A 21,185-nucleotide genomic window follows, 5' to 3' on the forward strand; every position below is an offset into this window, starting at 1 on the left:
ATTTTTATAAAGTCATTATTCAACAGCCGAAATGTTTACATCAGCTTGAGGAGTCTTGTCCGTACTCAGGTTTTCAAAACTTTCACGTTCGGCATTTAAAGTCTTTCTTAGCTTTTCAATGTAGTATAACCAAGCGATAGCCACAAGGTTAATTGCTAAAACGAATGATCTGTCACTGGTTCCAACTGACAGTTGCCAAGTGGAGTTAGTAAAATTGAAATTAAAAATCAAATTGAACCCTGGTTTTTTGCTCATTCCGATTTCAAAAACTAAACCAGATACGTATTGGTAAGCGTATCCGAGCATAGAAAAATGAGCTATTTGAAGTATTTGATTAATCACAGATAAATTAAGCCCTTTATCATAGTTTGTAAATAACAGCCGACCGCAGTAAATAGAAAAACTATAAAGCCCAAAGACAATCAAAAGCAACAACAATATTAGCCCGTTTATCTGGCCGATATGAGCTAAAAGCCAAATGGTAATTAATAATCCAACGATGCCTCCTACTATCTGATACCAACCTAATATTTTTAACTTTAGTTTAGATCTTGAACTTGTGAATGGCTGCATAAAATTCAGGTTAATAGCACTAATCTATTCATTATAAGTGGCATTCCAAAAGCCTTACTTTACCTATAATTCTTTTCGCATTACGTAATCATTCATCCAATACGGACCAATGGCTATATCTTCTTCATAAGCAACGGCGAAGCCCATTTTTTCATAAAAGGTTTTGGCATTGTTATAGCGGTTTACATTCAGTTCCAGCACTTTTTTGCCGGCATCTTTAGTTCTTTGGATCACCTCATTGATCAGTACTTTGCCATAGCCTTTGCCCTGCGTTTTGGGCAGGCAGTATAATTTATGCAATTTATAAATGTCGGCGTTTTCTTCGCGTGGCGAATAGGCAGCAAACGCTACCGGCTCTTCCTCTTCTAATAAGAATATAAAAATTTGCTCACCGGTTTCAATCTGCTTCCTGATCTTATCTGCCGAATAGATCTCATTCAGCATATAGGTGATCTGCTCTTTTTCTAATATCGGACCATAAGTTACCCACCACGTTTGGTCGGCAATTTGTATGATGGTTTCTACATCGCTTACGGTAGCTTTTCTTATAGTATACATATTCAATTTATTAACTTTTTTCTTCCCAAATCATACACAGGTGCAATATGGTTTCTACGGCTTTCTGCATGTCCTGTACCGATACCCATTCCTGTTTGCCGTGAAAAGCATGTTCACCAGCAAATATATTGGGACAAGGCAAACCCATGAATGATAACCTGGATCCATCAGTACCGCCCCTGATGCTGCATAATTTAGCGGTAAGGCCGGTACGGTTTATCGCTTCCATAGCATACTCCACAATTTCCGGATGCTTATCCAATACGATCTTCATGTTTCGATATTGCTCACTCACGGTCAAACTATAAGTTGATGCCGGATATTTTTTTAGCACCTCATCCGCCGTTTTACGGATTACATCAGCATGATCGTTTAGTTTTTTGGCATCAAAATCACGAATGATAAAATCAATACCGGCGGTTTCTACATGTCCCTCAATAGCTACGGGGTGGATAAATCCTTCCATTCCCTCAGTATGCTCTGGCGACAAGTCGTCAGGTAAAGCCGCGATGATCTCGCCGGCAATTTTGATGGCGCTTTCCATTTTCCCTTTGGCAAAACCAGGGTGCGAGCTTACGCCATTGATAGTTAGCCTTGCCCCATCTGCAGAAAAAGTTTCATTCTCCATATTACCCGCGCTTTCGCCATCCACGGTATAACCGGCATAAGCACCCAGCTTGGCAATATTTACATAATCCACGCCATGGCCTACCTCTTCATCAGGGGTAAACAATATGCGGATATCTCCGTGTTTTATTTCGGGATGGTTTATCAGTTGGTAACAGGCATCCATGATCTCGGCAACACCGGCTTTATTATCCGCCCCCAATAGGGTGGTACCACTGGCGGTTATCACATCATTACCTACCTGATTTTTCAGATCGGGGTGTTCCGTCTGCTTTATAATTTGCGTTGCATCATCAGGTAATATAATATCCTGTCCCTGATAATTTTGATGAACAATAGGTTTTACGTTTTTCCCGCTGCAATCTGGCGCGGTATCCATGTGCGAGCAAAAACAAATTACAGGTACTTGTTTGTTTGTATTGGAAGGTATAGTAGCGTATACATAGCCGTACTCGTCCATATGCGCATCGGCCACACCAATAGCCAAAAGCTCATCAACCAGCAGGCGGGCCAGGTCTTTTTGTTTTTCTGTTGATGGAAATGAAACAGAAGAGGGGTCTGATTGCGTATCAATGGTAACGTAACGTAAAAAGCGTTCGGTTACGGTAAAGTTTAGTGATGAATTAAAATTCATAAAGCTCTATATTAGTAAAGTTTTACCGGCAACCGTATCCGGCATGTTCCATTTGTAAATATTGATTAAAATTTAGCTTTGAAAAAATTTATTCTGTTTTTTGTTTTAACGGTTGCAGGGTTTGCAGCAAAAGCGCAGGATGGATACAACTATTATGAATGGGGTATTGGCGGCGGCATTGGCTATGGCAGGGCTTATGCCGATACTAAGAGACAGGACAGCCACCCTATTTATAACTTCAACATAGCCTACAATTTTAATCCCTACGTACCAATCGCGCTGGAGTACCAGTTTGGCACGCTTTCGGGCGGTGGCCGCACGCCTGATAAAGATGCTTTTGGCCGTATCTATAAAAACGCGTATAAAGCTTTATTGATCCATGCCGATGTACAGCTGGGAAGTTTTATTGATTATGCCGATAATGGTTTTTTAAACGTGATCAAAAGTTTTTATGTAGGCACAGGGATAGGCGCTATCTCCAACAACATGAAGGATATACAACGGACCAACTTACCCGCGTATGCTCAAAATGGCCCGGTGGGCAGCACCAATGGTTTTCAGGGGAAAGACAAAAGCACCAATGTGGTGTTGCCATTGCGATTTGGCTATGAGTTTAAAATTTATGATTCTTACGAGCAGGTAGGTTATACCGTTACCCTGGGCTATGAACATAGCTATGCTTTTGGCGAAGGACTTGATGGATACAATGACCCTCCGGCCCAGTTTAAAAACAATGCCCCCGACCAATATGCCCACTTCACCATAGGTTTCCGGTACAATTTTGGTAATTCGGTGTCTTATAATAAACTTGTTAGAAACTACGGATTTTGAATATAGAAGAACTACGTGATTATTGCCTGCAAAAGCCAGGAGTAACAGAAGGTTTTCCTTTTGGGGAAGATACGCTTGTTTTTAAAGTTGCCGGTAAATTGTTTTTACTCATCGGGCTGGGGAGCGGTAACCGGTTTAATGTTAAGTGTGAGCCCGAGCTTGCCGTTGACCTGCGCGAGCGTTATCCTGAAGTCCAGCCTGGCTACCACATGAACAAAAAAATGTGGAATACCGTTTATATGGATGGTTCGCTAACTCACAGGCAACTTTGCGAAATGATAGATCATTCTTATGAACAGGTGATTCTTGGATTACCCAAAAAAGCGCAGGCCGAAATTAAGGGATCATAATAAAAATGCAAGTATATTTTTAATCATAGATATATGGGATTATTTAGCTTTCTTAAAAAACAAAGTGACAAACAGTTTTTATCTGAAGATACTTTTGAAAATAGCAAAGCTAAGCAGATGAGTATGGCACCTCTGACTATGACTGAACTAAGGAAAATTGAAGTAAAAGACGATGATTACCTTAAACTTGAATTCTTTTTTTACACAAATACTGACCAAAAAGCGAATGCCTTAGCCAACGAGCTCCAAAAACTAAACTACGAAGTTGGATTTGGTCCATCCGCGGCTGATAAAAAACTCTTTGTCATTACCGGCTGGACCACAAGGATGCAAATGGGGGATGCTGTTGTGGTAGCCTGGACAAAACAAATGTGTGAATTAGGAAAAGATTTCGACTGTGAATTTGATGGGTGGGGCACAACACCTGATCAATAGTAAAAATACCTTTGCATCTCCGCCCTCTTTTTATACATAATCTTATATTTGGGCAATAACGTACCCTATGAAAATCGTTTTCTCTATTTTATTTATTTGTTTTACTGCCCTTTCAGTTAAAGCCCAATTAAGCCCATTTGAGCAACATCAAGACCACAACTATACCGCTACCTACGCCGAGGTTATAGCTTATTATCAGAACCTGAATAAGCTGTATCCCCAACAAATGAGACTGATCAATTACGGCACTACCGATGTGGGCAAACCATTGACGCTCGTTGTGCTGTCGCGCGATAAGGTTTTTGACCCTGCGCTGATCAAGGAACAAAACAAGCGGGTATTGCTCATCAACAATGGCATACATCCGGGTGAACCCGAAGGTATTGATGCCAGCATGATGCTGGTGCGCGATCTGCTTAAAGGCAATAAACTACCCAAAGATGTGGTGATCTGCCTTATTGCTTTATATAATATTGATGGCAGTCTGAACCGTGGTTTGAGCCGGGTGAGCCAGAACGGACCGGTGGCCTATGGTTTCAGGGGGAATTACCGCAACCTGGATTTGAACCGTGATTTTATTAAAGCCGATAGCCGCAATGCTATGGCATTTACACAAATACTCAATACCTGGAAACCGGAGATCTTCCTGGATAACCATACCAGCGATGGCGCCGATTACCAGTATGTAATGACTCTGATAGAAACACAAAAGGATAAGCAAAACCCAATCCTGGCTAATTATACTACCAAAACGCTTACCCCCTACCTGTACAGCCACATGAAAAAGAGTGGGTACGAGATGATACCTTATGGCGCTGGTGAAGAAGGCCTGCCCGACTCGGGCATTGTAAGCTTTTTAGAAACCCCGCGCTTTGCTACCGGCTTTGCCGCCCAGCATAACATCATCAGTTATATTACCGAAACGCATATGCTAAAGGAATTTGACAAACGGGTATATGCTACGTATGATTTTATGCAGCACCTCATTGATATTAACCAACGCGATGCCAAACTGATAGGCGAACTCAAACAAAAGGCCGATGAACAGGTGGCACAACAAAAAACCTTCGCGCTCAACTGGACCGTCGACCGGCAAGCCATAGATACCATCACTTTTAAAGGCTATAAGGCCGATTATAAAACCAGCGATGTAAGCGGCCTAAATCGCCTGTATTATGACCAGGATAAATCCTATACTAAAACCATTAACTACTGGAACACCTATAAGGTTACTGCTACGGCTGATAAACCGGTGGCTTACGTTATACCACAGGCCTGGGGCAAAGTGATCGATCTGTTTAAACTGAATGGGGTTAAAATGCAGCAGCTGGCGCATGATACCACATTGGCTTTACAGATGTATTATATTGAAGATTATAAAACTCCGCAAAAACCCTACGAAGGGCATTACCTGCACTCGGCAGTTAAACTAAAGCCGGTGGATATGCGGGTTAAATTTTATGCCGGCGATTATGTGGTGTATACCAACCAGCCTATTAACCGTTATATTGTGGAAACTTTGGAACCACAAGGTGTCGATTCCTTTTTTGCCTGGAACTTTTTTGATTCGATACTGGGCGAAAAGGAATACTTTTCTGATTATGTATTTGAAGATATCGCTGCTGATTTGTTGAAAAAAGACCCTGAACTGAAAAAGAAACTGGATGACGCGAAAAGTAAAGATCCAAAACTGGCCGGCAGCGCCCAGGCACAATTATTCTTTGTTTACCGCAATTCTCCCTATTTTGAAAAAACTTTTATGCGCTACCCCGTGGGCAGACTGCTAACCGATACAAAACTCGATCTTAAATAAATGGAATATCTTATAGTAACGCCTGTAGCATCTGTCATCTTTGTTATTACGCTCATCACCTCCTTATATGCGTTTTATAATCAAAACGTATATGGCAAAATGATGCTGCACCCTTATACAGTTTCGCGCGGTAAAGACTTACATTCTCTTATCACTAGCGGACTCATTCACCGTGATACCATGCACTTGTTGTTCAATATGATGTCCTATTACTTTTTCGCTTTTAGGCTTGAGCAGCAGATGGGGCATTGGCAATTTGGGCTGTTGTATGTTGTGAGTTTGATATTGAGCGACATGCCTTCAGTGATTAAACATAAGGAAAATTACAATTATTATAGCCTTGGCGCTTCCGGTGCAATAAGCGCGGTTATTTTTGGTGCAATATTATATTCCCCACTTGATCGAATGGGCCTGATATTTTTGCCCATCCTGATACCTGCTTATGTATTTGGTATTCTGTATCTGATCTATTGTAGTTATGCCTCCAAATACAGTAACGACAGCATTAACCATGATGCACATTTGTATGGGGCTTTAAGTGGTTTGCTGATCACCATTTTACTTAATCCTCCTGTATTACCGAAGTTTATAGAGCAAATTACCGGGGCAATTCAATCGATGCTGCACTAATGGTATTACCATCGGCGTCAAACAGGAAGCTCATGGGCTCTTCGGGGTTTTTGATGATCTCGAATAACAGGAAGCCCCAGTTTTTCCAGAAGTTTTCCAGCACCTGTCCGTAAACCTTGGGTACCCAATCATCAAACAAAGGTTTGGTACTGGTACCACGCAGGGGCATGGCTTCTATGTAAATGATATCTTCAACAGGTAATATATTGTACTCAGGCAGGCGGTTAAACAGGTAAGCCGAATAAAAAAAGCGCGCGTTAACTTCTTCAAACTGGATCGGGTGCAAAGTTTGGTCTTTGATTTTTTCCAAAGCCAACTGGTGATAACTGGCATTGGCGCCGTTATCCTGCAGACAAATGATCAAGCCAAAATCTTTAATCCGGAGCGAGAATGTCAGCGTATTGATCTCATCCCGATAACCAAAAATATCTTCTGAGTTATCTACCTTAAACAGAACAAGACTGAAAGGTTTAAAACCATCCAGCTCGATAGGCAGGTTCAGGCTTTGCAGCATCAGGTGCAGGTGGCTGAACTTATGAATAATAGCCTGCGACATGTTAAACTCCTCACCTTGCGCATGCTGCAATTTAATCCCTGATTGTATCTCATTAAAGATAATACCATACAGCAACTTGCCCGCCCATTGAAACAGTTTCAGTTCGTCCAACTGCTTTACAGCATCATAACCCGCGTCAAAAGCGGCGGTTATTTCGGCTTCCAGTGGCTCCAGGAATTGTTCGTTGATGGCGGCAGTGCAAGGCAGCTTCAGATCTTTGTAGGTGGCCATGCTTTCGTCGAGCAGTTTAAAAGGTTTGTCTTCCAGGCTATAGCGACTCATGAGCCATTGCGGAAAAACCTGTATCTTTTCTTCTTCAGAATTTAAGGGTTGCCCGCTCAGGAAACACTTATTATTACTGAAATTAAAACGTTCGAACGGTGAATAAATTTGTGCCGACATGGGCGCAAAGATAAGGATGGTTTTATATGTGCGGATGTGCAAATGTGCAGATGTGCAGATTTTTTACATAAAACAGGTTTTTTATAGATGTGCGGATGAACACAGATGTGCGGATGTGCAAATATGCAGATGTGCAGCTGAACACCGTCTGATGAATATTCTGATAATTCTAAAAACTCTGTAAACGGCGAAGCCTTCAACGGAGTTAATCCTGATTCAGGCATTATCTACACATCTAAAACCATCTGAAATTAATTTCTTATATCATCTGCACATCTGCATATTTGCACATCCGCACATCTAAAATCAATGGAACTGACATATCAACCCTTTGAACTGCAATTAAAGCACGCTTTTACTATAGCCAAGTTTTCACGTACCTCTACTCCTGTTATGCTGGTGCAAATTAAGCACGAAGGTTATACCGGTTATGGCGAAGCATCTATGGTTCCCTACATGGGCGAAAGCCATGAAACCGCTACTGCCTTTCTGCGTGAGGTTGATATCAGCCAGATCAGTTATCCCATTGATTTTGGCGCGGTGATCAGTTATCTGGACAGCATTGCTCCGGGCAATCCCGCCATTAAAGCGTCTATTGATATTGCCCTGCATGATCTGGATGGCAAGATCAAACAGCAACCTTGCTGGCAATTGCTGGGCAGCGATCCTGCAAAAATGCCGGTGACCAGTTTTACTATCGGTATTGATACACCCGAAATGATCATCAAGAAGGTAAAAGAAGCCGAAGGCTTTAAAGTAATCAAAGTAAAATTGGGTAAGGATAACGACAAAGAACTCATTACTACCATCCGCTCCGTTACCGATGTACCCCTTTATGTAGATGCCAACCAGGGCTGGACAGACCTGCAACAAAGCCTCGACATGACCTTCTGGCTGCAGGAACAGGGCGTACAACTGATAGAACAACCCATGCTCAAAACAGATCCCGACAGCAATGCCTGGCTCACCGAGCGCAGCCCCATCCCTATTATTGGCGATGAAGCCGTACAGCGTTTTGAGGATGTAGATAAAGCCAAAGGCGTTTATACCGGCATCAATATCAAACTGATGAAATCGGCAGGCCTTTACGAAGCCAGCCGGATGATCAAAAGGGCCCGGGAACTTAATCTGAAGATCATGATAGGCTGTATGACCGAAACCAGCTGCGCCGCCCTCGCAGGTTTAGCTATTGCCCCGCAAAGTGACTGGGTTGACCTCGATGGCCCATTTTTAGTAAGCAATAACCCCTACCGAATGCCCGATTTTGCTGATGGTAAATATATATTGAATAATGATGTGGGTTTGGGGATAAGGGAATAAGCCGGTAATAAAATATCGAAAACTCTGGCATATGCTCTATATTAGTGATAAAAATACTCTATGCCCAAACCATCACTAACTTTTATTGATCAAGGCAGTGTTAAAACTGATTTTGAACAACATATAAATGACGGATCAAATAAGAGAATATTATTTTCAGCTCGATTCGGAACAGGCAAATCAACCTTTTTAAATAGTTTTTTTGAAGAAAACAATAAATATATCACTCTAAAATTATATCCCGTTAATTACTCAATAGCTCATAATAAAGACGTGTTTGAGTTGATTAAATATGATTTAATTTATGAGCTGCTATCAAAATATCCCAACGAAATAAATCTTCAAAAAGAAGATTACTCAACGGCACTTATTGGACAAATGTTCATTCTACATAATTTAAAAATTGAGCCCCTTTTAAAATCTATCTTAAAAGCAGTAAAACCAGGATCCGAAAGTTTTATATCTATTTTTGATGAAATTCAATCTATATCAAATGATTTCAAAGCTCATAAAGATGAGGTTTCTGCAGGAGAAAGTGACCTGCTATTAAAATATATTAAGAATCTAAAAGCGTTTAAGGGTTCTGCTCACGAATATGATGATATTTCCGAACTAATATCAACGATGCTCGAAAGGGTTAAAACGTCGACTAAAAGCGAAGAAAATAACAGCACAACCATCAAAGAGACAGTATTAATAATTGACGATCTTGATAGATTGGACCCGGAACATGTTTTTAGATTATTCAATATTTTTAGTGCTCATTATGACAGTGTCAATCAAGAAAATAAATTCGGATTCGATAAAGTAATTTTCGTTTGCGATTATGATAATATAAGACTAATGTATGAGCATCGGTATGGGAAAGGAGTTGACTTTAGCGGATATATTGATAAATTCTTCTCAACAGATGTTTTCTTATATGACAATCGAAAATATGTACTCAATGCGCTTGAAAAAATATTTAAAGAGAAGTCTCAAAATATCCCTCAAAAATTTCAAGATAAATATCTGCCGGTAAATTCACCGCTTTATAAAGCATTTGAGTATATCTTAATATCATTATTCGAAATAAATGTTATTTCGCTAAGAAGTCTTGAACAGTTTATTTGTTATGATACTCCGCCATTTAAAATAAGTGCTGGCCAGCGAAAATCCCATTACACTTCAAGTGAGTTCCCTTTTTTAATGTTAATACATTTATTAAAAAAACTATTTAGCTTGGTGGATTTACGGAAACATTTAGAAACCTTGGCAAAGCGATTCGAGGCGACTTCAGGAAATTTGAACACAATTAGTTACCCAGAACATATTGAAAAATATCTTATTGAAGAGTCTCTAATGTTTATCATCGATCAAAATATAATTTTTAATAACAATAATGTTAATGAAAATGAAAAACGGGGGTCGGTAATGGTAAATAAGAAAATAGCTAATTTTTCATTATCTGAAAATCATAGAAACGGCTATAGATTTATATCCTTGGATAACGTTACTGATGAGAGTAACCACTCTCCTAATAAAATAGAAAGACCAAACGTTTTTGATTATCTAATCTCTGCATTGGAAAAAAGTGAGAATCTTACTATAGTAGATTAATTTTATTTATACCAACAAAAAGGCCGCTTATCATTAAGATACGCGGCCTTTCTATTTTATGATCCTAAGAATTATTTGACATTATTTGCTGCATCAATAATTACTTTGGCAACGGCATCTGGATGAGAGATGAATACTACGTGGCTGGCTTTTATTTCGGTTACTTTGGCGCCGGCACGTTTGTACATGTTACGTTCAATGTCGGGGTTAATGGCTTTGTCTTCGGTGGCTACTATACCATAGCTGGGTTTGGTTTTCCAGGCGGCTTCGGTAATAGGGGCTACAAAACCTTGGGCGGCGATAGGGCCTTGTGAAGCGTACATAAAGTCGGCTAATTCTTTGCTCAGGTCGGCAGCAAAACCGGCATGGAATTTTTCTTTGCTAAAATAAACAAAGCCTTTATCGTCCGGAGGCAATATGCCGTTTTCGGGTGCTGCGGGTAATGATTGAACCAGTTTTAAAGTAGTTTCGCCGTTATCTGGTGCAAAGGCGGCTATATAAACCAATGCTTTTACTTTAGGATTTGTACCGGCTTCGGTAATTACAGTACCACCCCATGAGTGACCTACCAGGATTACTGGCCCTTCTTGTTTGTCGATAACGCGGTTGGTAGCATCCACATCATCTTTAAGAGATGTTAAAGGGTTTTGAACAACGGTTACATTATAGCCTTTTTTGGTCAGGACATCATAAACACCTTTATAACCAGAACCGTCGGCAAAGGCGCCATGCACCAATACTATATTTTTTACGGGTGCCTGAGCTTCTGCTTTAGGGGCTGAGCCAATAATAGTTGATAAAATGATAGCGGAGGCAGCTAAGCCTGTTTTTAATGCGTTTTTTAAAGTTTGAGTTTTCATTGTCGTGTATGTTGATGTTTGTTGTTTGAATCAACGATACAAAGGTGCAGCAACTATTGCACCTGCGGAATGAGTATACTTCCCGACAACTTGTAATTTTTTCCCTATGCTACCATTTTCTTATTATTTCTAAACTCAGATGGCGATAAAGCGGTATGTTTTTTAAAGAAATTACTGAAATAGGCTGCATCGTCAAAACCCAGCTCATAGGTAATTTGCTTGGCCGATTTATCAGTGTAGAACAACAGGCGCTTGGCTTCTATCAGGATCCGCTCCTGAATGATCTGGATAGGTGTTTTATGATTAAACAGCGCAAACAGGTTGGATAGGGTTTTAGGCGATTTATTTAACCTGCCTGCGTAATAGCTCACACTGTGCTGCGAGCGGAAATTCATCTCTACCAGTAAATTAAATTTACGCAGAATGTGGAAACGATCATCGTTAAGCTTCACTTCCGGAAAACTACCGGCTCGCGCTAATCGGGTGATCATGATAATGAGCCGCTTCAGCAGCATGATGAGCATAGCGTTCTGGATATCGTCCTGGGTATTCAGTTCCTCAATAAATGCATCCAGTAGTACTTTCAGCTTTCGCTGGGTATCCGGATCTAGGTCGATGAATACATTATCATTCATCCCGAACAAAAAGCCAACACAGCTTACTTCGGTATCGTGGTCAACAATACAATAAAACTCGCGGTTAAACTGCCAAGCCACTACATCGGCAGGTTTATCAAAATAAAACGATTGGTTAAACATGAGCGGCAGTACCGTATTCGGCATAAAATCATAGGCCGAGCCATCAATGGTTACCGTTTGCTTTTCGCCCCGGTTCCAGGCAATGGTAAAGTATTTATAATCGTAATCACGTGTGTAAAACAAACGGTCGAGCTGTGGTTCGTTATGGTGCAGCAACAGATCGCCGCCGGTATTCTGGTCCGATACTGATAATTTCATGCCCGAAGATATTATAAATCACAGCAATATATGTTACTTATCACTCAGCATAATCGGATTGCCCTTACCGCCAATAATGATCACTTTGGCATTGGGCGAAAGCGCAATCTCTTTCTGAGCTTTGATAGCTTCGTACTGGAGTTGCTTGTCTGAAAGACCGGTTGAAAGGATCTTTTGATAGTCGGCTATACCCTGGGCCTCTACACGCTTACGTTCGGCTTCCTGGCGTTCCTTCTGCAGCACAAATTGCATTTTCTGAGCGTCCTGTTCGGCATTGATCTTTGATTCAATACTGGCCCTTACCGAAGCAGGCAGGGTAATATTGCGCACCAGGATCTGCTGTAGTTCCAATCCCCTTTTGGCAAAATTTGCAGTAATGTACCTGTTTATTTTATCCTGGAACTCCTGCCGTTTGGTAGAGTACAGATCAACAGCGGCATAATTAACTGCATTGTCGCGTATGGCCGTCCGCGACACCGGGCGAACAATCTTATCCAGATAATCTTCCCCAATATTCTGAAGAATAAAAGGGGCTTTGTCTGCGGTTACTTTATACAATACAGAAAGATCAATAGTAACCTCCAGCCCATCGCTCGACAGCACCCGGATGGCGTCGTCACCCTCCTTCTGGCCCTCGTTACTCACGGCGCTCATAGTGTAAGTTTGGGTTTGTATATCAAAGGTGGTGATATCAACCAATGGATTAATGATGTGCAAACCGCTCTCGAGTACATTATCTTGTACCTTACCAAAAAGGGTTTGCACACCCACTTTACCGGGTTCAATTACTTTAAATATGGATAGCAACAGGCCAACTGCTACTATGGCTAATCCAACAACGGTTGCCGTACCGCTAAAACGGCCGGCAGGTTCAGGTGAGCGTTTGAGCACTATACCCGCAACGAGCACAATAACTCCTAAAATTGCTATAAACATGCAATGAAGTTACAGCTTTTTTTGCGAGTTCCTTACGTCTTTTAACAGTCTTATTTTTAATACAATAACTACCCCGGCCACTAATATGGCTGCGCCCAAAAGGGTGAAGTTTTTGGCCGTATTAGCCTGGTACGCCACAAACAGGCATAATACAATACCTATAGTGTACAGTACATTAAGCACTAACTTAAAGCCCATAATTAATATACATTAAGTGTAGGGTCAATTTCGGCTGCCCAGGCCAAAATACCACCCTGTAAATTGGTCAGGTTGTTATAGCCTAATTGCTGTAATTGCATAATGGCTGCCGCGCTGCGCTTGCCGCTGCGGCACATCACCACTACGGGTTTATCTTTACTTACTTTATCGGCTTCAATTAAAATGCCTCCAAGCGGTATTAATTGTCCGCCCAGGTTTGATGTTTCATATTCAAACTCTTCCCTTACGTCAATCAGTTGAAAATCTTCGCCTTTGTCCAGTTTTTCTTTTAGTTCCTGTACGGTTATCTCATTCATGTTAATAAAATTATAATTCAAAGGTAGCTTTTTTTCTATATCAAATAATTAAGCCCGATTTTTGTAACAATCGATGTCTAAGTGCGTTTTATGTATAATATTGCACAATATTTGTGTTTTGTTACGTTTACGTGCAATAAAAAAAGAGATGAGCGCTGAAAAGGTTTACATTAACCCAACACGATCGTCTATAAAATGGATCATAATAGATGAAAAAAGTAACACGCTTTTTCTGGTTTTGTTCGGGAGCGCATATTGATACCCTAAAAAAATATCCTATTGAACATAATAAATATGTGGGTATTGGTGCTACCATATTTTTCACCGCATTGTTTGCTTCGCTATCAGGCGGGTATGCTATGTACTTTGTTTTTAACGGCGATGCCTTTGCCGTAGGCTTTGCCATTTTGTTTGGTTTGATCTGGGGTACCGCCATTTTTAATATGGACAGGTACATCGTATCCAGCATTAACAAGGAGGGCAGCACCAACCAGCAGATATTACAGGCTTCGCCGCGTATTTTGCTGGCTATTATGATAGGTGTGGTTATTTCACGCCCGCTGGAGCTCAAGATCTTTGATAAGGAGATACGCCAGAAGTTAAAAACTGCCTATCTGAAAGGACAACACCGCAAGATTGACACCCTCGAAAAAACCTATCAGCAAAAATACGCGATGGAGATGGGCAAGAACGGCGACCTTAAAAAGGAAAAGGATTCCTTAGAAAAGGATATTAACCGTTCGCGCTACCAGCTTAACCAGGAGGTTTTTGGCGACAAAACCAATCAAACATCGGGCATTACCGGCTATGGCACTTACGCTAAACAGAAGCAGGCCGTACTGGCAGAAAAAGAGAGCCGCCTGAAGGAGGTAACCCAGAATTTAGGACAGATGGACCAGTACCTGGCCGCGAGAAAGGATTACGAAGGCCTGAACAGCACCCGCCTTTTCTCTGAGCACCAACTGGACAGCCTCACTAGTATAGCCGGTTTTAGCGACCGTAACTGGGCCCTGGGACAGTTAACTTATAATGAGAATGGCACCCGGGACCTTGACACCTACCTGGCTATATCATTTATAGGCTACCTGTTTATCCTGTTTGAGTGTTTACCGGTATTTGTAAAGCTGATGTCGCCAAAAGGGCCTTATGATGTTGCCATAGCCAAAACGGCCGAGGCCAACATCCATTTCGCGGAGCGGGATAAAGAACGTGATATCACCGTTACCGACAATATTTATGATCACTCCGTGGGTACCGATATTGAACGGCGAAAGAAGATCATTACCTCACAATCAGATTATGATTTTGAGCGACACAGTTATGAATAAGACTTTCATTTAGACAATTAATTACATTAAAAAGCCCGATTGCTGAACCAACCGCAATCGGGCTTTTTAGTTAATCCTGCGTTACAGGCTCATGATGTTCATGACAAGCCTCTGCACAAATCAAACATGTTTCTGCACATTGGCGGCAGTGATCGTTATCGTGTTTACTGCACTCATCAGCACAAAGCCTGCATATTTCCTCACATATAACCAGGTACTGATAGGCAACCGCCGAATCCCGTTGTAATAGCCTGGCCGCCTGGTTACAAATGTCGGCACAGTCCCTGTCGAGCCTGATACATTGAGCCATCATTTTTACATCATCTTCATGCAAACAGGCGTTTTCACAATGTTCACAAGCCAGCACGCAATTAAACAACTTTTGAATTAATTGCTGGTGATCATGATTTTTCATAGCTATTTTATTATTGGTATATAAATAACAATAGCCCAAAAACCGAAAAGTTTTCTTTATTTGAAAATTACCAGCCCTTCAGCTGCTTCAAATAAGCGGTTAGTTCATCGGCAATAAACTCATGTTCTTTCATATCGGGATGTGTGCCGCAGCCCTGGTAATATCGTCGCGAAAAAAAGTATTTATATACCTTTTTGTCACCATTATTATTGGCTTCTGTAGTGATAGCGGTGAGATAATTTTGCAGTGCTGCTGATAGTTTTTCATCGGCCATGGGACTGCTCAAACATACAATATCAGCTGCAGGGTACTTCTGCCTTAATGTTTTAATAAACCTGGTATAAATATCGCAATAGCGGATAGAGTCGCCGACGCCATCATTTTGCCCCAGACAAATGGTAACTACATCAGGCTGGTAATGTTTAAAATTCCAGGTAATGGAATCATTGCGCAGAAAAACTTTATCAAACACAAGGGGCATGGTGATATCCATATTGCAACAGCTGTGTATCATACCAATACCTGCCACCGAAGTAAGCTGCCATTGCGCGTTTAAGTTGCGCGATGTATGGGGTCCATAGCTCATGTAGGCATTATGCTGATCATACCATTCGCCTTTACCACATGGGGTGGTTGACTGGTCCATACCAGCCCCGCTGGTAATGGAGTCGCCAATGTATTCAATTTTTCGTGCCGGCTGAGCGGGCGGCGGTAAAAGTTTAGCGCACCTGACACCTACAAAATCAATATAACCTATCTGCGACTCGGTGTCCTTGCAAATAACAACGGTATGTTCGCCTTCAGAGATTTCTTCGCCTATGGTGATCACATTGGTTTTACCTGTAGTTTGCACCCGGTATGGTGCATTATTATCAACTGCTATTTCCAGGTAATTATGATTTTTTCCATACAGTACTTCATCATTGATCAGCAACTCGCATTTTTTGCCTTCAAAACGTAGTTTGATATAAACTCCCGGCGACCACATTCTGGGTTTTAGGGGATTTGCGAAATCAATACGTCCTACGTATTGTATGTTGGTATTATTGGCCTTGTATAATTTTAAGGCCTCTTTGGGGATAGCTGCATTGGAACCATAGGATAGCTGCAGCAGTAGGACAAAAAATAAACCAGCTATATATTTTATCATATCGGGTTAATAGTGTAACACAAATATTAGCTTTCCGGATACCGGTTAAATATTCCTATAACGTTTTTAGCGTATGAGTGTTCCCTGAATTCATAAAAAAAACGGGCAGCCCCAGTTAAGAGGCAGCCCGTTATGCTGTTTAAGGTAATTATCCCTTACTGTTGGTTCTGATCTGCAGGATCGTCGGCTGGTGTACCTACAATTTTGTAAGCCCTGTTACCATTATTGTCGGTAGTATCCTGGTAGTAATAACCATCAGGAGATACATACAATTTTTCGCCGTTGATCTTTATTTTTCTGCTGTCTTGTGGCAACTGGCCAACTATGTCACCTATTTGAGGTGCTTGCTGAACATCACCATTACCACCCTGGTCAGTATTCAATTCACCGTCTTTACCTGCAATTACGTAAGTGGCGGTTCCGTCGTCTTTAGTAATTGGCTGATAGTAAACACCGTTTGATTCATAATACTGTTCGCCGTTGATCATGATACTCTGCGCATCTTTAGGCAGCGTTTTAATCTCGGCACCTACAGGTGGCTCAACTACAGTATACTGATCATTGATTTGTTGGTAATACAACCCATCGCTGTAGTAGTACTGATAATCGCCCCACCAGAAAGGATAGTATCCGTAAGGTAAAAACCCTATACTGAAGCCTAATCTTGGCAGGTAATATGAATTATAGTAGTTACGGTATGGATACCAATAGTGATTGCCGAAGTAACCGCCACGGCCACCGTAACGATAGCTTGAATAACCACGGCCTGCATAACCGCTACCACCAGCAGTCCTGTAATAGGTACCACGGCCACCAGCATATGCATTTCTGCTTACACTCGCATATCCACGGGTTCCGTAACCATAGGTACGAGTAGCTCCTCCAACACTGGTACGGCCTGGTGCTACTGCAACATTCCCATTAGTACGCGTTGCGGCACCATAAGTACGCTGCGGGGCAGTTGTTACGTTAGTACGTGAAGCAAAGCCGCTGCTACCATAAGTGCGCTGAGGAGCAGCTATTGCCGACCGTTGCGCACCGCCATTAAACGATGGACGTGAAAAGCTGGCATTACCACCAGATGGACGGGAATAACCACCGCCTCCGCCACCACCGCCGGATGATCTGGCGCCACCGCCTCCGCCGCCACCACCACTGGTTCTATGCTGTGCATCGGCGGTAAACGCTAAAGACAAACTCAACAGAGTTCCTAAAGCAAGTGTGAATAATTTTTTATATGTGCGTTTCATGATGAAAAATTTTTAACTAATCAGCCCGGTATTCTTTGCTGATATAGGTATATAGACTAATAAATGATTAAACGGTTTAACGCGTATTTAATTATATTTAACAAAAAGTACACCAATAAAGCAACTTGCTGTAAAAACAGCTCAATTATACACTTTTCTGACTTAATCCAACGCTTCTGCAACCCATAAAAAGGGTTGTTCAAAGCTCAGGGTGAAAAAGCCGTCTTTTATAGTTTTAAAACTTCCTGGTCCGGTTTGTTCCAGGCCTGTGTAATTTAACCCTTTTGTATTGTTTAGCACCCGTATCTGCTCGCCTGCCGGTTTCCATTTGCTAAAACCGGAACTTATGGCATAAATTTTTTGATGTCCCTGAAATACCACCAGGTCAATTTTCCCGGTATAGTTTAACAGATCATCCAATACCGGTTCATCTGTTATTACGTTTACCGCCGGATAATAGTTGGCTATCAGGTAATTTAATGCCGTTGCTGTCCATGTATCATCGCCCGGAGGCATCAGTTTTACATCTGATTGTAACATGCCTTCTTCGCCCTTGCTGATCACCCAATCTACCTTGATACCCAACACGTTGAGCTTTTCGGCGGTATGCGGGGTGGTTATTACCGTTGGGCTCCATTCCAGCAACTGGCCCAGTAACTCTTCCGGGAAATGATCAAGCCCAAGCACCAGTAATGCCGGTTCCTGTTTTTCCCTTACAATATGGTGAGAAGACATCGATTAAAAGTAGATAGAATAAATGAATATTTAATGAAATGTATCTTCACTATTATTGCTCTGGGTCCGTTAATTGTATAAAAACTTTTTAAACGCTGCTGCGGGCTTTCAGCCCGTAGTGAGCATGGCTTCGGCTTTAACCATGCTGCCCACGAGATACGCTGTGCTAATCTCGCGGCGGCAGCGGAAATCAAAAAGTCTCACCTAAGACTTTGGGCTCAAGACTTTGTACTCAATAAACCTTCCTGTAAAACTCTTTTAACGCCGACCCGGGATTGAGCGCCAGGTTAACAGCTCCGGATACGGCTATGCCATAGATCCCTGTTTGCAGCAGGCGCTCTACATCGTTCAGCAGTACACCACCTACGGCTATCACCGGGATATCGATGGGTAATTTCTCCAATTGGCGGTAACCATCAAAGCCCAGCAGCGGATAATCATTGTGTTTGGTATGGGTATGCGCAAAAGGACCATAGCCACAATAGTCGGCAACGCCCAGGCTTTGTATTTTCATTAGAGTATCCGGGTTGCTGGCCGAGGCGCCTAACGTTTTTTCATCTGTTATTGTGGCGCGGATGGCTGCCAGATCGGCCAGGGGATCTTCGATGTGTACGCCTTGGGCATCTACCTTATCCAGCAAATGATAATGATTGGTGATGATGAGCGTTGCGCCCCAATCGTCGCAGATGCCGGCTATTTCGTTGAGTTCATCAACCAGCTCATCTTCGGGCTTGGTCATGCAGCGGTATTGTACCCAATTGGCACCGGCTTCACAGGCTATCTGTACCTGCTGCACATGACTACGATCGGGCAGATCTTGCGTGAGATAGTGAAATTTGGAGATGTATTTTTTCATGGTTTATAGTCCGAAAGTCAGTAAAGTCGGAAAGTCCGGAAGAAACTCAATAAAGATAACTGTTTTAAAACTTCCGGACTTTACTGACTTTCGGACTTTCCCGACTAATGCTACAATTTCTCTTGCGTCAGGGCCTCGCTGATGGTTTTGCCAATATTGCCGCTCGGCGCCTGTATATGTAATAACGAAGCTACGGTAGGCGCAATATCCGTCATGTGAGTTTGGCGGGTAAGGCTGCCGTGTTTAATACCCCAACCCATAAACACCAGCGGGATGTGCGTATCATAAGGGTTCCAGGAGCCATGAGTAGTGCCGGTACTACCGTGCCCTGTAAAATATCCAGGCTTCAGGATTATCTGTATCACACCGCTATGCTCCACATTGTACCCGTTGATGATGCGGCTGCGCAGCTCTTCGGGGATGTTGGCTGTTTGCGCCTTTTGCATATCCACAGCAAAGGCAATGGCCGGTTGTGTTTGCAGATAATCGATACAGATCTGTTTCAGTGCGTCGATATTTAAACCTTCTTTTTTGATGATGGTATTGTTAAATGTTACCTGGTAATTGGCCATACTGCGGATGAGATTTTTTACTTTTAATTTATCTTCCAGCAGCTTTTCCATTTCAACAACAGCTTTTCCGTCATCCCAAAAACCGGCCGGTATTTGATGATCGGTTAAAAAAGTAGGGTTATGCGCGGCGCCATGATCGGCGGTTAAAAAAACCGAATAGTTGCCTTTGCCAACGGTGGCATCCAGGTAGCTGAAAAAGGAAGCCAGGTCTTTATCCAATCTTAAATAAGTATCCTCAGCCTCTACCGAATTGGGCCCAAATTGGTGACCAACATAATCTGTAGAAGATAAACTTACCGCCAAAAAGTCGGTCACGATGTTTTTGCCTAATTGCTCACCTTCAACCGCGGCGCGGGCCAGGTCGAGTGTCATGGTGTTCCCGAACGGTGTTGAACGGATCAAACCCACTCTGCCCTTGTATAACTCAGATGTTTTAATGGGGAAAGTTGGTGTTTCTGTTCCGCCAAATTTACCTTCATAACGGGGACTGTTATCAGGCGCACTTTGTACGTAAGTATTGATAGGATATAGCGTGTTCCAATCCTGTTTCAGGTACTTCTCGGCTATTTTCTGATCATTAAATTTCTTAACCCAGTCCGGCAGATCGTTCATATAATAAGTGCTGCTTATCCAGCTGCCATTCGCGTCATCAAACCAGTAAGCAGCATTAGCGGTATGCCCGGCGGGCAGGATACCGCCCCTGTCTTTCAGGGCTATGCCGATAACTTTGGAGCGGAAGTTGGTAGCTAACCTTAATTCATCGGTAACGGTGGTCACCAGTAAATTGCGGGGCGACATCTCACCGGCCTTAGAGGTACTGCCCACTGCGTGTACGGTGCTATCATCTGTGCAATACATGGATTTTCCGGTGGCCTGTATAATAAAATCATTGCCCGCTATGCCATGCAGGGCCGGCACCGAACCGGTGTAAATGCAAGTATGGCCAGCAGCCGTTACGGTTGGTATATAGTCGATATTGGTGTTTTCGCAGGTAAAACCTTCGTTAAGTAAACGCTTAAAGCCTCCTGTCTGGTAACGATCGTAATACCGGTACAGGTAATCCCAGCGCATTTGATCAACCACAAGACCTACTACCAGTTTTGGGCGGGGCAATGATGCGGCAGCCGGAGCCGCGCTGATTTTCTTTTTTTGTGCTGATACCGAAACAGCGGCAATGCATAAAGGAACAAGGAGTAGATGTTTAAGCTTCATTTTTCATTGATTTGGAGAAGTCCAAATATCAACAATGCATTTAAAATGCGGTATAGTTTTTTGTTAAATATA

At 42.2% G+C, this 21,185-nt stretch carries 23 protein-coding genes; 8 read left to right on the forward strand and 15 right to left on the reverse strand.

Annotated features, from left to right (window positions below):
- Nucleotides 1-15: 15 nt before the first annotated feature.
- From AB6735_RS16295 to pepT, 3 genes are all read right to left on the reverse strand, one after another.
- The gene (locus tag AB6735_RS16295) at nucleotides 16-573 is read right to left on the reverse strand and encodes a hypothetical protein (RefSeq protein ID WP_370996907.1); all 558 of its coding nucleotides are present in this window, start codon (nucleotides 571-573) and stop codon (nucleotides 16-18) included.
- Between the two features lie 63 nt (nucleotides 574-636).
- Nucleotides 637-1,131: an N-acetyltransferase family protein gene (locus tag AB6735_RS16300; protein ID WP_370996908.1), complete on the reverse strand. Its 495-nt coding sequence runs from the start codon at nucleotides 1,129-1,131 to the stop codon at nucleotides 637-639.
- Nucleotides 1,132-1,141: 10 nt separating this feature from the next.
- A complete protein-coding gene (gene pepT / locus AB6735_RS16305) occupies nucleotides 1,142-2,392 on the reverse strand; it encodes a peptidase T (protein ID WP_370996909.1) in 1,251 nt (416 codons plus the stop codon).
- Between the two features lie 78 nt (nucleotides 2,393-2,470).
- On the opposite strand from pepT, the gene AB6735_RS16310 reads away from it, so the two are divergent.
- The 5 genes from AB6735_RS16310 to AB6735_RS16330 all read left to right on the forward strand — a co-directional run bounded on the left by AB6735_RS16310 (nucleotide 2,471) and on the right by AB6735_RS16330 (nucleotide 6,451).
- Nucleotides 2,471-3,223, forward strand: a complete 753-nt coding sequence (locus AB6735_RS16310; RefSeq protein ID WP_370996910.1) for a hypothetical protein — start codon at nucleotides 2,471-2,473, stop codon at nucleotides 3,221-3,223.
- Nucleotides 3,220-3,573, forward strand: coding sequence for an MmcQ/YjbR family DNA-binding protein (locus AB6735_RS16315; protein ID WP_370996911.1), 354 nt, complete (start codon nucleotides 3,220-3,222; stop codon nucleotides 3,571-3,573). Before AB6735_RS16310 ends, AB6735_RS16315 begins: the two co-directional genes overlap by 4 nt.
- Nucleotides 3,574-3,606: 33 nt before the next feature.
- Nucleotides 3,607-4,008 carry a ribonuclease E inhibitor RraB gene (locus AB6735_RS16320; RefSeq protein WP_370996912.1) on the forward strand — a complete coding sequence of 134 codons (402 nt, stop codon included), beginning with the start codon at nucleotides 3,607-3,609 and terminating at the stop codon, nucleotides 4,006-4,008.
- Nucleotides 4,009-4,075: 67 nt separating this feature from the next.
- Nucleotides 4,076-5,821, forward strand: coding sequence for a M14 family zinc carboxypeptidase (locus AB6735_RS16325; protein ID WP_370996913.1), 1,746 nt, complete (start codon nucleotides 4,076-4,078; stop codon nucleotides 5,819-5,821).
- A complete protein-coding gene (locus AB6735_RS16330; protein WP_370996914.1) occupies nucleotides 5,822-6,451 on the forward strand; it encodes a rhomboid family intramembrane serine protease in 630 nt (209 codons plus the stop codon).
- Here AB6735_RS16330 and AB6735_RS16335 read toward each other — a convergent pair.
- Nucleotides 6,420-7,409: a hypothetical protein gene (locus AB6735_RS16335; protein ID WP_370996915.1), complete on the reverse strand. Its 990-nt coding sequence runs from the start codon at nucleotides 7,407-7,409 to the stop codon at nucleotides 6,420-6,422. The genes AB6735_RS16330 and AB6735_RS16335 overlap by 32 nt on opposite strands.
- 309 nt (nucleotides 7,410-7,718) lie before the next feature.
- Here AB6735_RS16335 and AB6735_RS16340 point away from each other — a divergent pair, with 309 nt between their 5' ends.
- Nucleotides 7,719-8,729, forward strand: coding sequence for a dipeptide epimerase (locus AB6735_RS16340; protein WP_370996916.1), 1,011 nt, complete (start codon nucleotides 7,719-7,721; stop codon nucleotides 8,727-8,729).
- Between the two features lie 60 nt (nucleotides 8,730-8,789).
- Entirely contained in the window at nucleotides 8,790-10,328 is a 1,539-nt protein-coding gene (locus AB6735_RS16345) for a P-loop NTPase fold protein (protein ID WP_370996917.1), read from the forward strand.
- A gap of 71 nt (nucleotides 10,329-10,399) precedes the next feature.
- Here the strand turns inward: AB6735_RS16345 and AB6735_RS16350 are convergent, their stop codons facing one another.
- The 5 genes from AB6735_RS16350 to AB6735_RS16370 form a co-directional block, all read right to left on the reverse strand.
- Nucleotides 10,400-11,188 (reverse strand): alpha/beta hydrolase, encoded by a 789-nt coding sequence (locus AB6735_RS16350; RefSeq protein ID WP_370996918.1) that lies wholly within the window; start codon nucleotides 11,186-11,188, stop codon nucleotides 10,400-10,402.
- A gap of 104 nt (nucleotides 11,189-11,292) precedes the next feature.
- Entirely contained in the window at nucleotides 11,293-12,144 is an 852-nt protein-coding gene (locus AB6735_RS16355) for a helix-turn-helix domain-containing protein (RefSeq protein WP_370996919.1), read from the reverse strand.
- Between the two features lie 33 nt (nucleotides 12,145-12,177).
- Complete coding sequence (locus AB6735_RS16360; RefSeq protein ID WP_370996920.1) at nucleotides 12,178-13,080, reverse strand: prohibitin family protein; 903 nt, start codon at nucleotides 13,078-13,080, stop codon at nucleotides 12,178-12,180.
- A gap of 9 nt (nucleotides 13,081-13,089) precedes the next feature.
- Nucleotides 13,090-13,278 carry a DUF6358 family protein gene (locus tag AB6735_RS16365; protein ID WP_370996921.1) on the reverse strand — a complete coding sequence of 63 codons (189 nt, stop codon included), beginning with the start codon at nucleotides 13,276-13,278 and terminating at the stop codon, nucleotides 13,090-13,092.
- Nucleotides 13,279-13,280: 2 nt separating this feature from the next.
- Nucleotides 13,281-13,595, reverse strand: coding sequence for a rhodanese-like domain-containing protein (locus AB6735_RS16370; RefSeq protein ID WP_370996922.1), 315 nt, complete (start codon nucleotides 13,593-13,595; stop codon nucleotides 13,281-13,283).
- Nucleotides 13,596-13,804: 209 nt separating this feature from the next.
- Here AB6735_RS16370 and AB6735_RS16375 point away from each other — a divergent pair, with 209 nt between their 5' ends.
- Nucleotides 13,805-14,923, forward strand: coding sequence for a DUF4407 domain-containing protein (locus AB6735_RS16375; protein WP_370996923.1), 1,119 nt, complete (start codon nucleotides 13,805-13,807; stop codon nucleotides 14,921-14,923).
- 70 nt (nucleotides 14,924-14,993) lie between these two features.
- Here AB6735_RS16375 and AB6735_RS16380 read toward each other — a convergent pair whose 3' ends face one another.
- The 6 genes from AB6735_RS16380 to pafA form a co-directional block, all read right to left on the reverse strand.
- Nucleotides 14,994-15,338 (reverse strand): four-helix bundle copper-binding protein, encoded by a 345-nt coding sequence (locus AB6735_RS16380; protein WP_370996924.1) that lies wholly within the window; start codon nucleotides 15,336-15,338, stop codon nucleotides 14,994-14,996.
- 67 nt (nucleotides 15,339-15,405) lie between these two features.
- Nucleotides 15,406-16,488, reverse strand: coding sequence for an SGNH/GDSL hydrolase family protein (locus tag AB6735_RS16385; RefSeq protein ID WP_370996925.1), 1,083 nt, complete (start codon nucleotides 16,486-16,488; stop codon nucleotides 15,406-15,408).
- Between the two features lie 155 nt (nucleotides 16,489-16,643).
- Nucleotides 16,644-17,738, reverse strand: coding sequence for a DUF6515 family protein (locus AB6735_RS16390; RefSeq protein ID WP_370996926.1), 1,095 nt, complete (start codon nucleotides 17,736-17,738; stop codon nucleotides 16,644-16,646).
- 162 nt (nucleotides 17,739-17,900) lie between these two features.
- Nucleotides 17,901-18,473 carry a thiamine diphosphokinase gene (locus tag AB6735_RS16395; protein WP_370996927.1) on the reverse strand — a complete coding sequence of 191 codons (573 nt, stop codon included), beginning with the start codon at nucleotides 18,471-18,473 and terminating at the stop codon, nucleotides 17,901-17,903.
- A 232-nt stretch (nucleotides 18,474-18,705) separates the two neighbouring features.
- Nucleotides 18,706-19,329, reverse strand: a complete 624-nt coding sequence (locus AB6735_RS16400; protein ID WP_370996928.1) for a thiamine phosphate synthase — start codon at nucleotides 19,327-19,329, stop codon at nucleotides 18,706-18,708.
- Nucleotides 19,330-19,439: 110 nt separating this feature from the next.
- Nucleotides 19,440-21,113: an alkaline phosphatase PafA gene (gene pafA, locus AB6735_RS16405; protein WP_370996929.1), complete on the reverse strand. Its 1,674-nt coding sequence runs from the start codon at nucleotides 21,111-21,113 to the stop codon at nucleotides 19,440-19,442.
- Between the last annotated feature and the right edge of the window lie 72 nt (nucleotides 21,114-21,185).

Source organism: Mucilaginibacter sp. RCC_168 (assembly GCF_041355315.1).
In the GTDB taxonomy this organism is placed as follows: domain Bacteria; phylum Bacteroidota; class Bacteroidia; order Sphingobacteriales; family Sphingobacteriaceae; genus Mucilaginibacter.

Bases quoted from the DNA above. Each gene is read 5' to 3' on its own strand.
- AB6735_RS16295 (WP_370996907.1), bottom strand. From the start codon at position 573: ATGCAGCCATTCACAAGTTCAAGATCTAAACTAAAGTTAAAAATATTA.
- AB6735_RS16300 (WP_370996908.1), bottom strand. From the start codon at position 1,131: ATGTATACTATAAGAAAAGCTACCGTAAGCGATGTAGAAACCATCATA.
- pepT (WP_370996909.1), bottom strand. From the start codon at position 2,392: ATGAATTTTAATTCATCACTAAACTTTACCGTAACCGAACGCTTTTTA.
- AB6735_RS16320 (WP_370996912.1), top strand. From the start codon at position 3,607: ATGGGATTATTTAGCTTTCTTAAAAAACAAAGTGACAAACAGTTTTTA.
- AB6735_RS16325 (WP_370996913.1), top strand. From the start codon at position 4,076: ATGAAAATCGTTTTCTCTATTTTATTTATTTGTTTTACTGCCCTTTCA.
- AB6735_RS16330 (WP_370996914.1), top strand. From the start codon at position 5,822: ATGGAATATCTTATAGTAACGCCTGTAGCATCTGTCATCTTTGTTATT.
- AB6735_RS16335 (WP_370996915.1), bottom strand. From the start codon at position 7,409: ATGTCGGCACAAATTTATTCACCGTTCGAACGTTTTAATTTCAGTAAT.
- AB6735_RS16340 (WP_370996916.1), top strand. From the start codon at position 7,719: ATGGAACTGACATATCAACCCTTTGAACTGCAATTAAAGCACGCTTTT.
- AB6735_RS16345 (WP_370996917.1), top strand. From the start codon at position 8,790: ATGCCCAAACCATCACTAACTTTTATTGATCAAGGCAGTGTTAAAACT.
- AB6735_RS16350 (WP_370996918.1), bottom strand. From the start codon at position 11,188: ATGAAAACTCAAACTTTAAAAAACGCATTAAAAACAGGCTTAGCTGCC.
- AB6735_RS16355 (WP_370996919.1), bottom strand. From the start codon at position 12,144: ATGAAATTATCAGTATCGGACCAGAATACCGGCGGCGATCTGTTGCTG.
- AB6735_RS16360 (WP_370996920.1), bottom strand. From the start codon at position 13,080: ATGTTTATAGCAATTTTAGGAGTTATTGTGCTCGTTGCGGGTATAGTG.
- AB6735_RS16365 (WP_370996921.1), bottom strand. From the start codon at position 13,278: ATGGGCTTTAAGTTAGTGCTTAATGTACTGTACACTATAGGTATTGTA.
- AB6735_RS16370 (WP_370996922.1), bottom strand. From the start codon at position 13,595: ATGAATGAGATAACCGTACAGGAACTAAAAGAAAAACTGGACAAAGGC.
- AB6735_RS16375 (WP_370996923.1), top strand. From the start codon at position 13,805: ATGAAAAAAGTAACACGCTTTTTCTGGTTTTGTTCGGGAGCGCATATT.
- AB6735_RS16380 (WP_370996924.1), bottom strand. From the start codon at position 15,338: ATGAAAAATCATGATCACCAGCAATTAATTCAAAAGTTGTTTAATTGC.
- AB6735_RS16385 (WP_370996925.1), bottom strand. From the start codon at position 16,488: ATGATAAAATATATAGCTGGTTTATTTTTTGTCCTACTGCTGCAGCTA.
- AB6735_RS16390 (WP_370996926.1), bottom strand. From the start codon at position 17,738: ATGAAACGCACATATAAAAAATTATTCACACTTGCTTTAGGAACTCTG.
- AB6735_RS16395 (WP_370996927.1), bottom strand. From the start codon at position 18,473: ATGTCTTCTCACCATATTGTAAGGGAAAAACAGGAACCGGCATTACTG.
- AB6735_RS16400 (WP_370996928.1), bottom strand. From the start codon at position 19,329: ATGAAAAAATACATCTCCAAATTTCACTATCTCACGCAAGATCTGCCC.
- pafA (WP_370996929.1), bottom strand. From the start codon at position 21,113: ATGAAGCTTAAACATCTACTCCTTGTTCCTTTATGCATTGCCGCTGTT.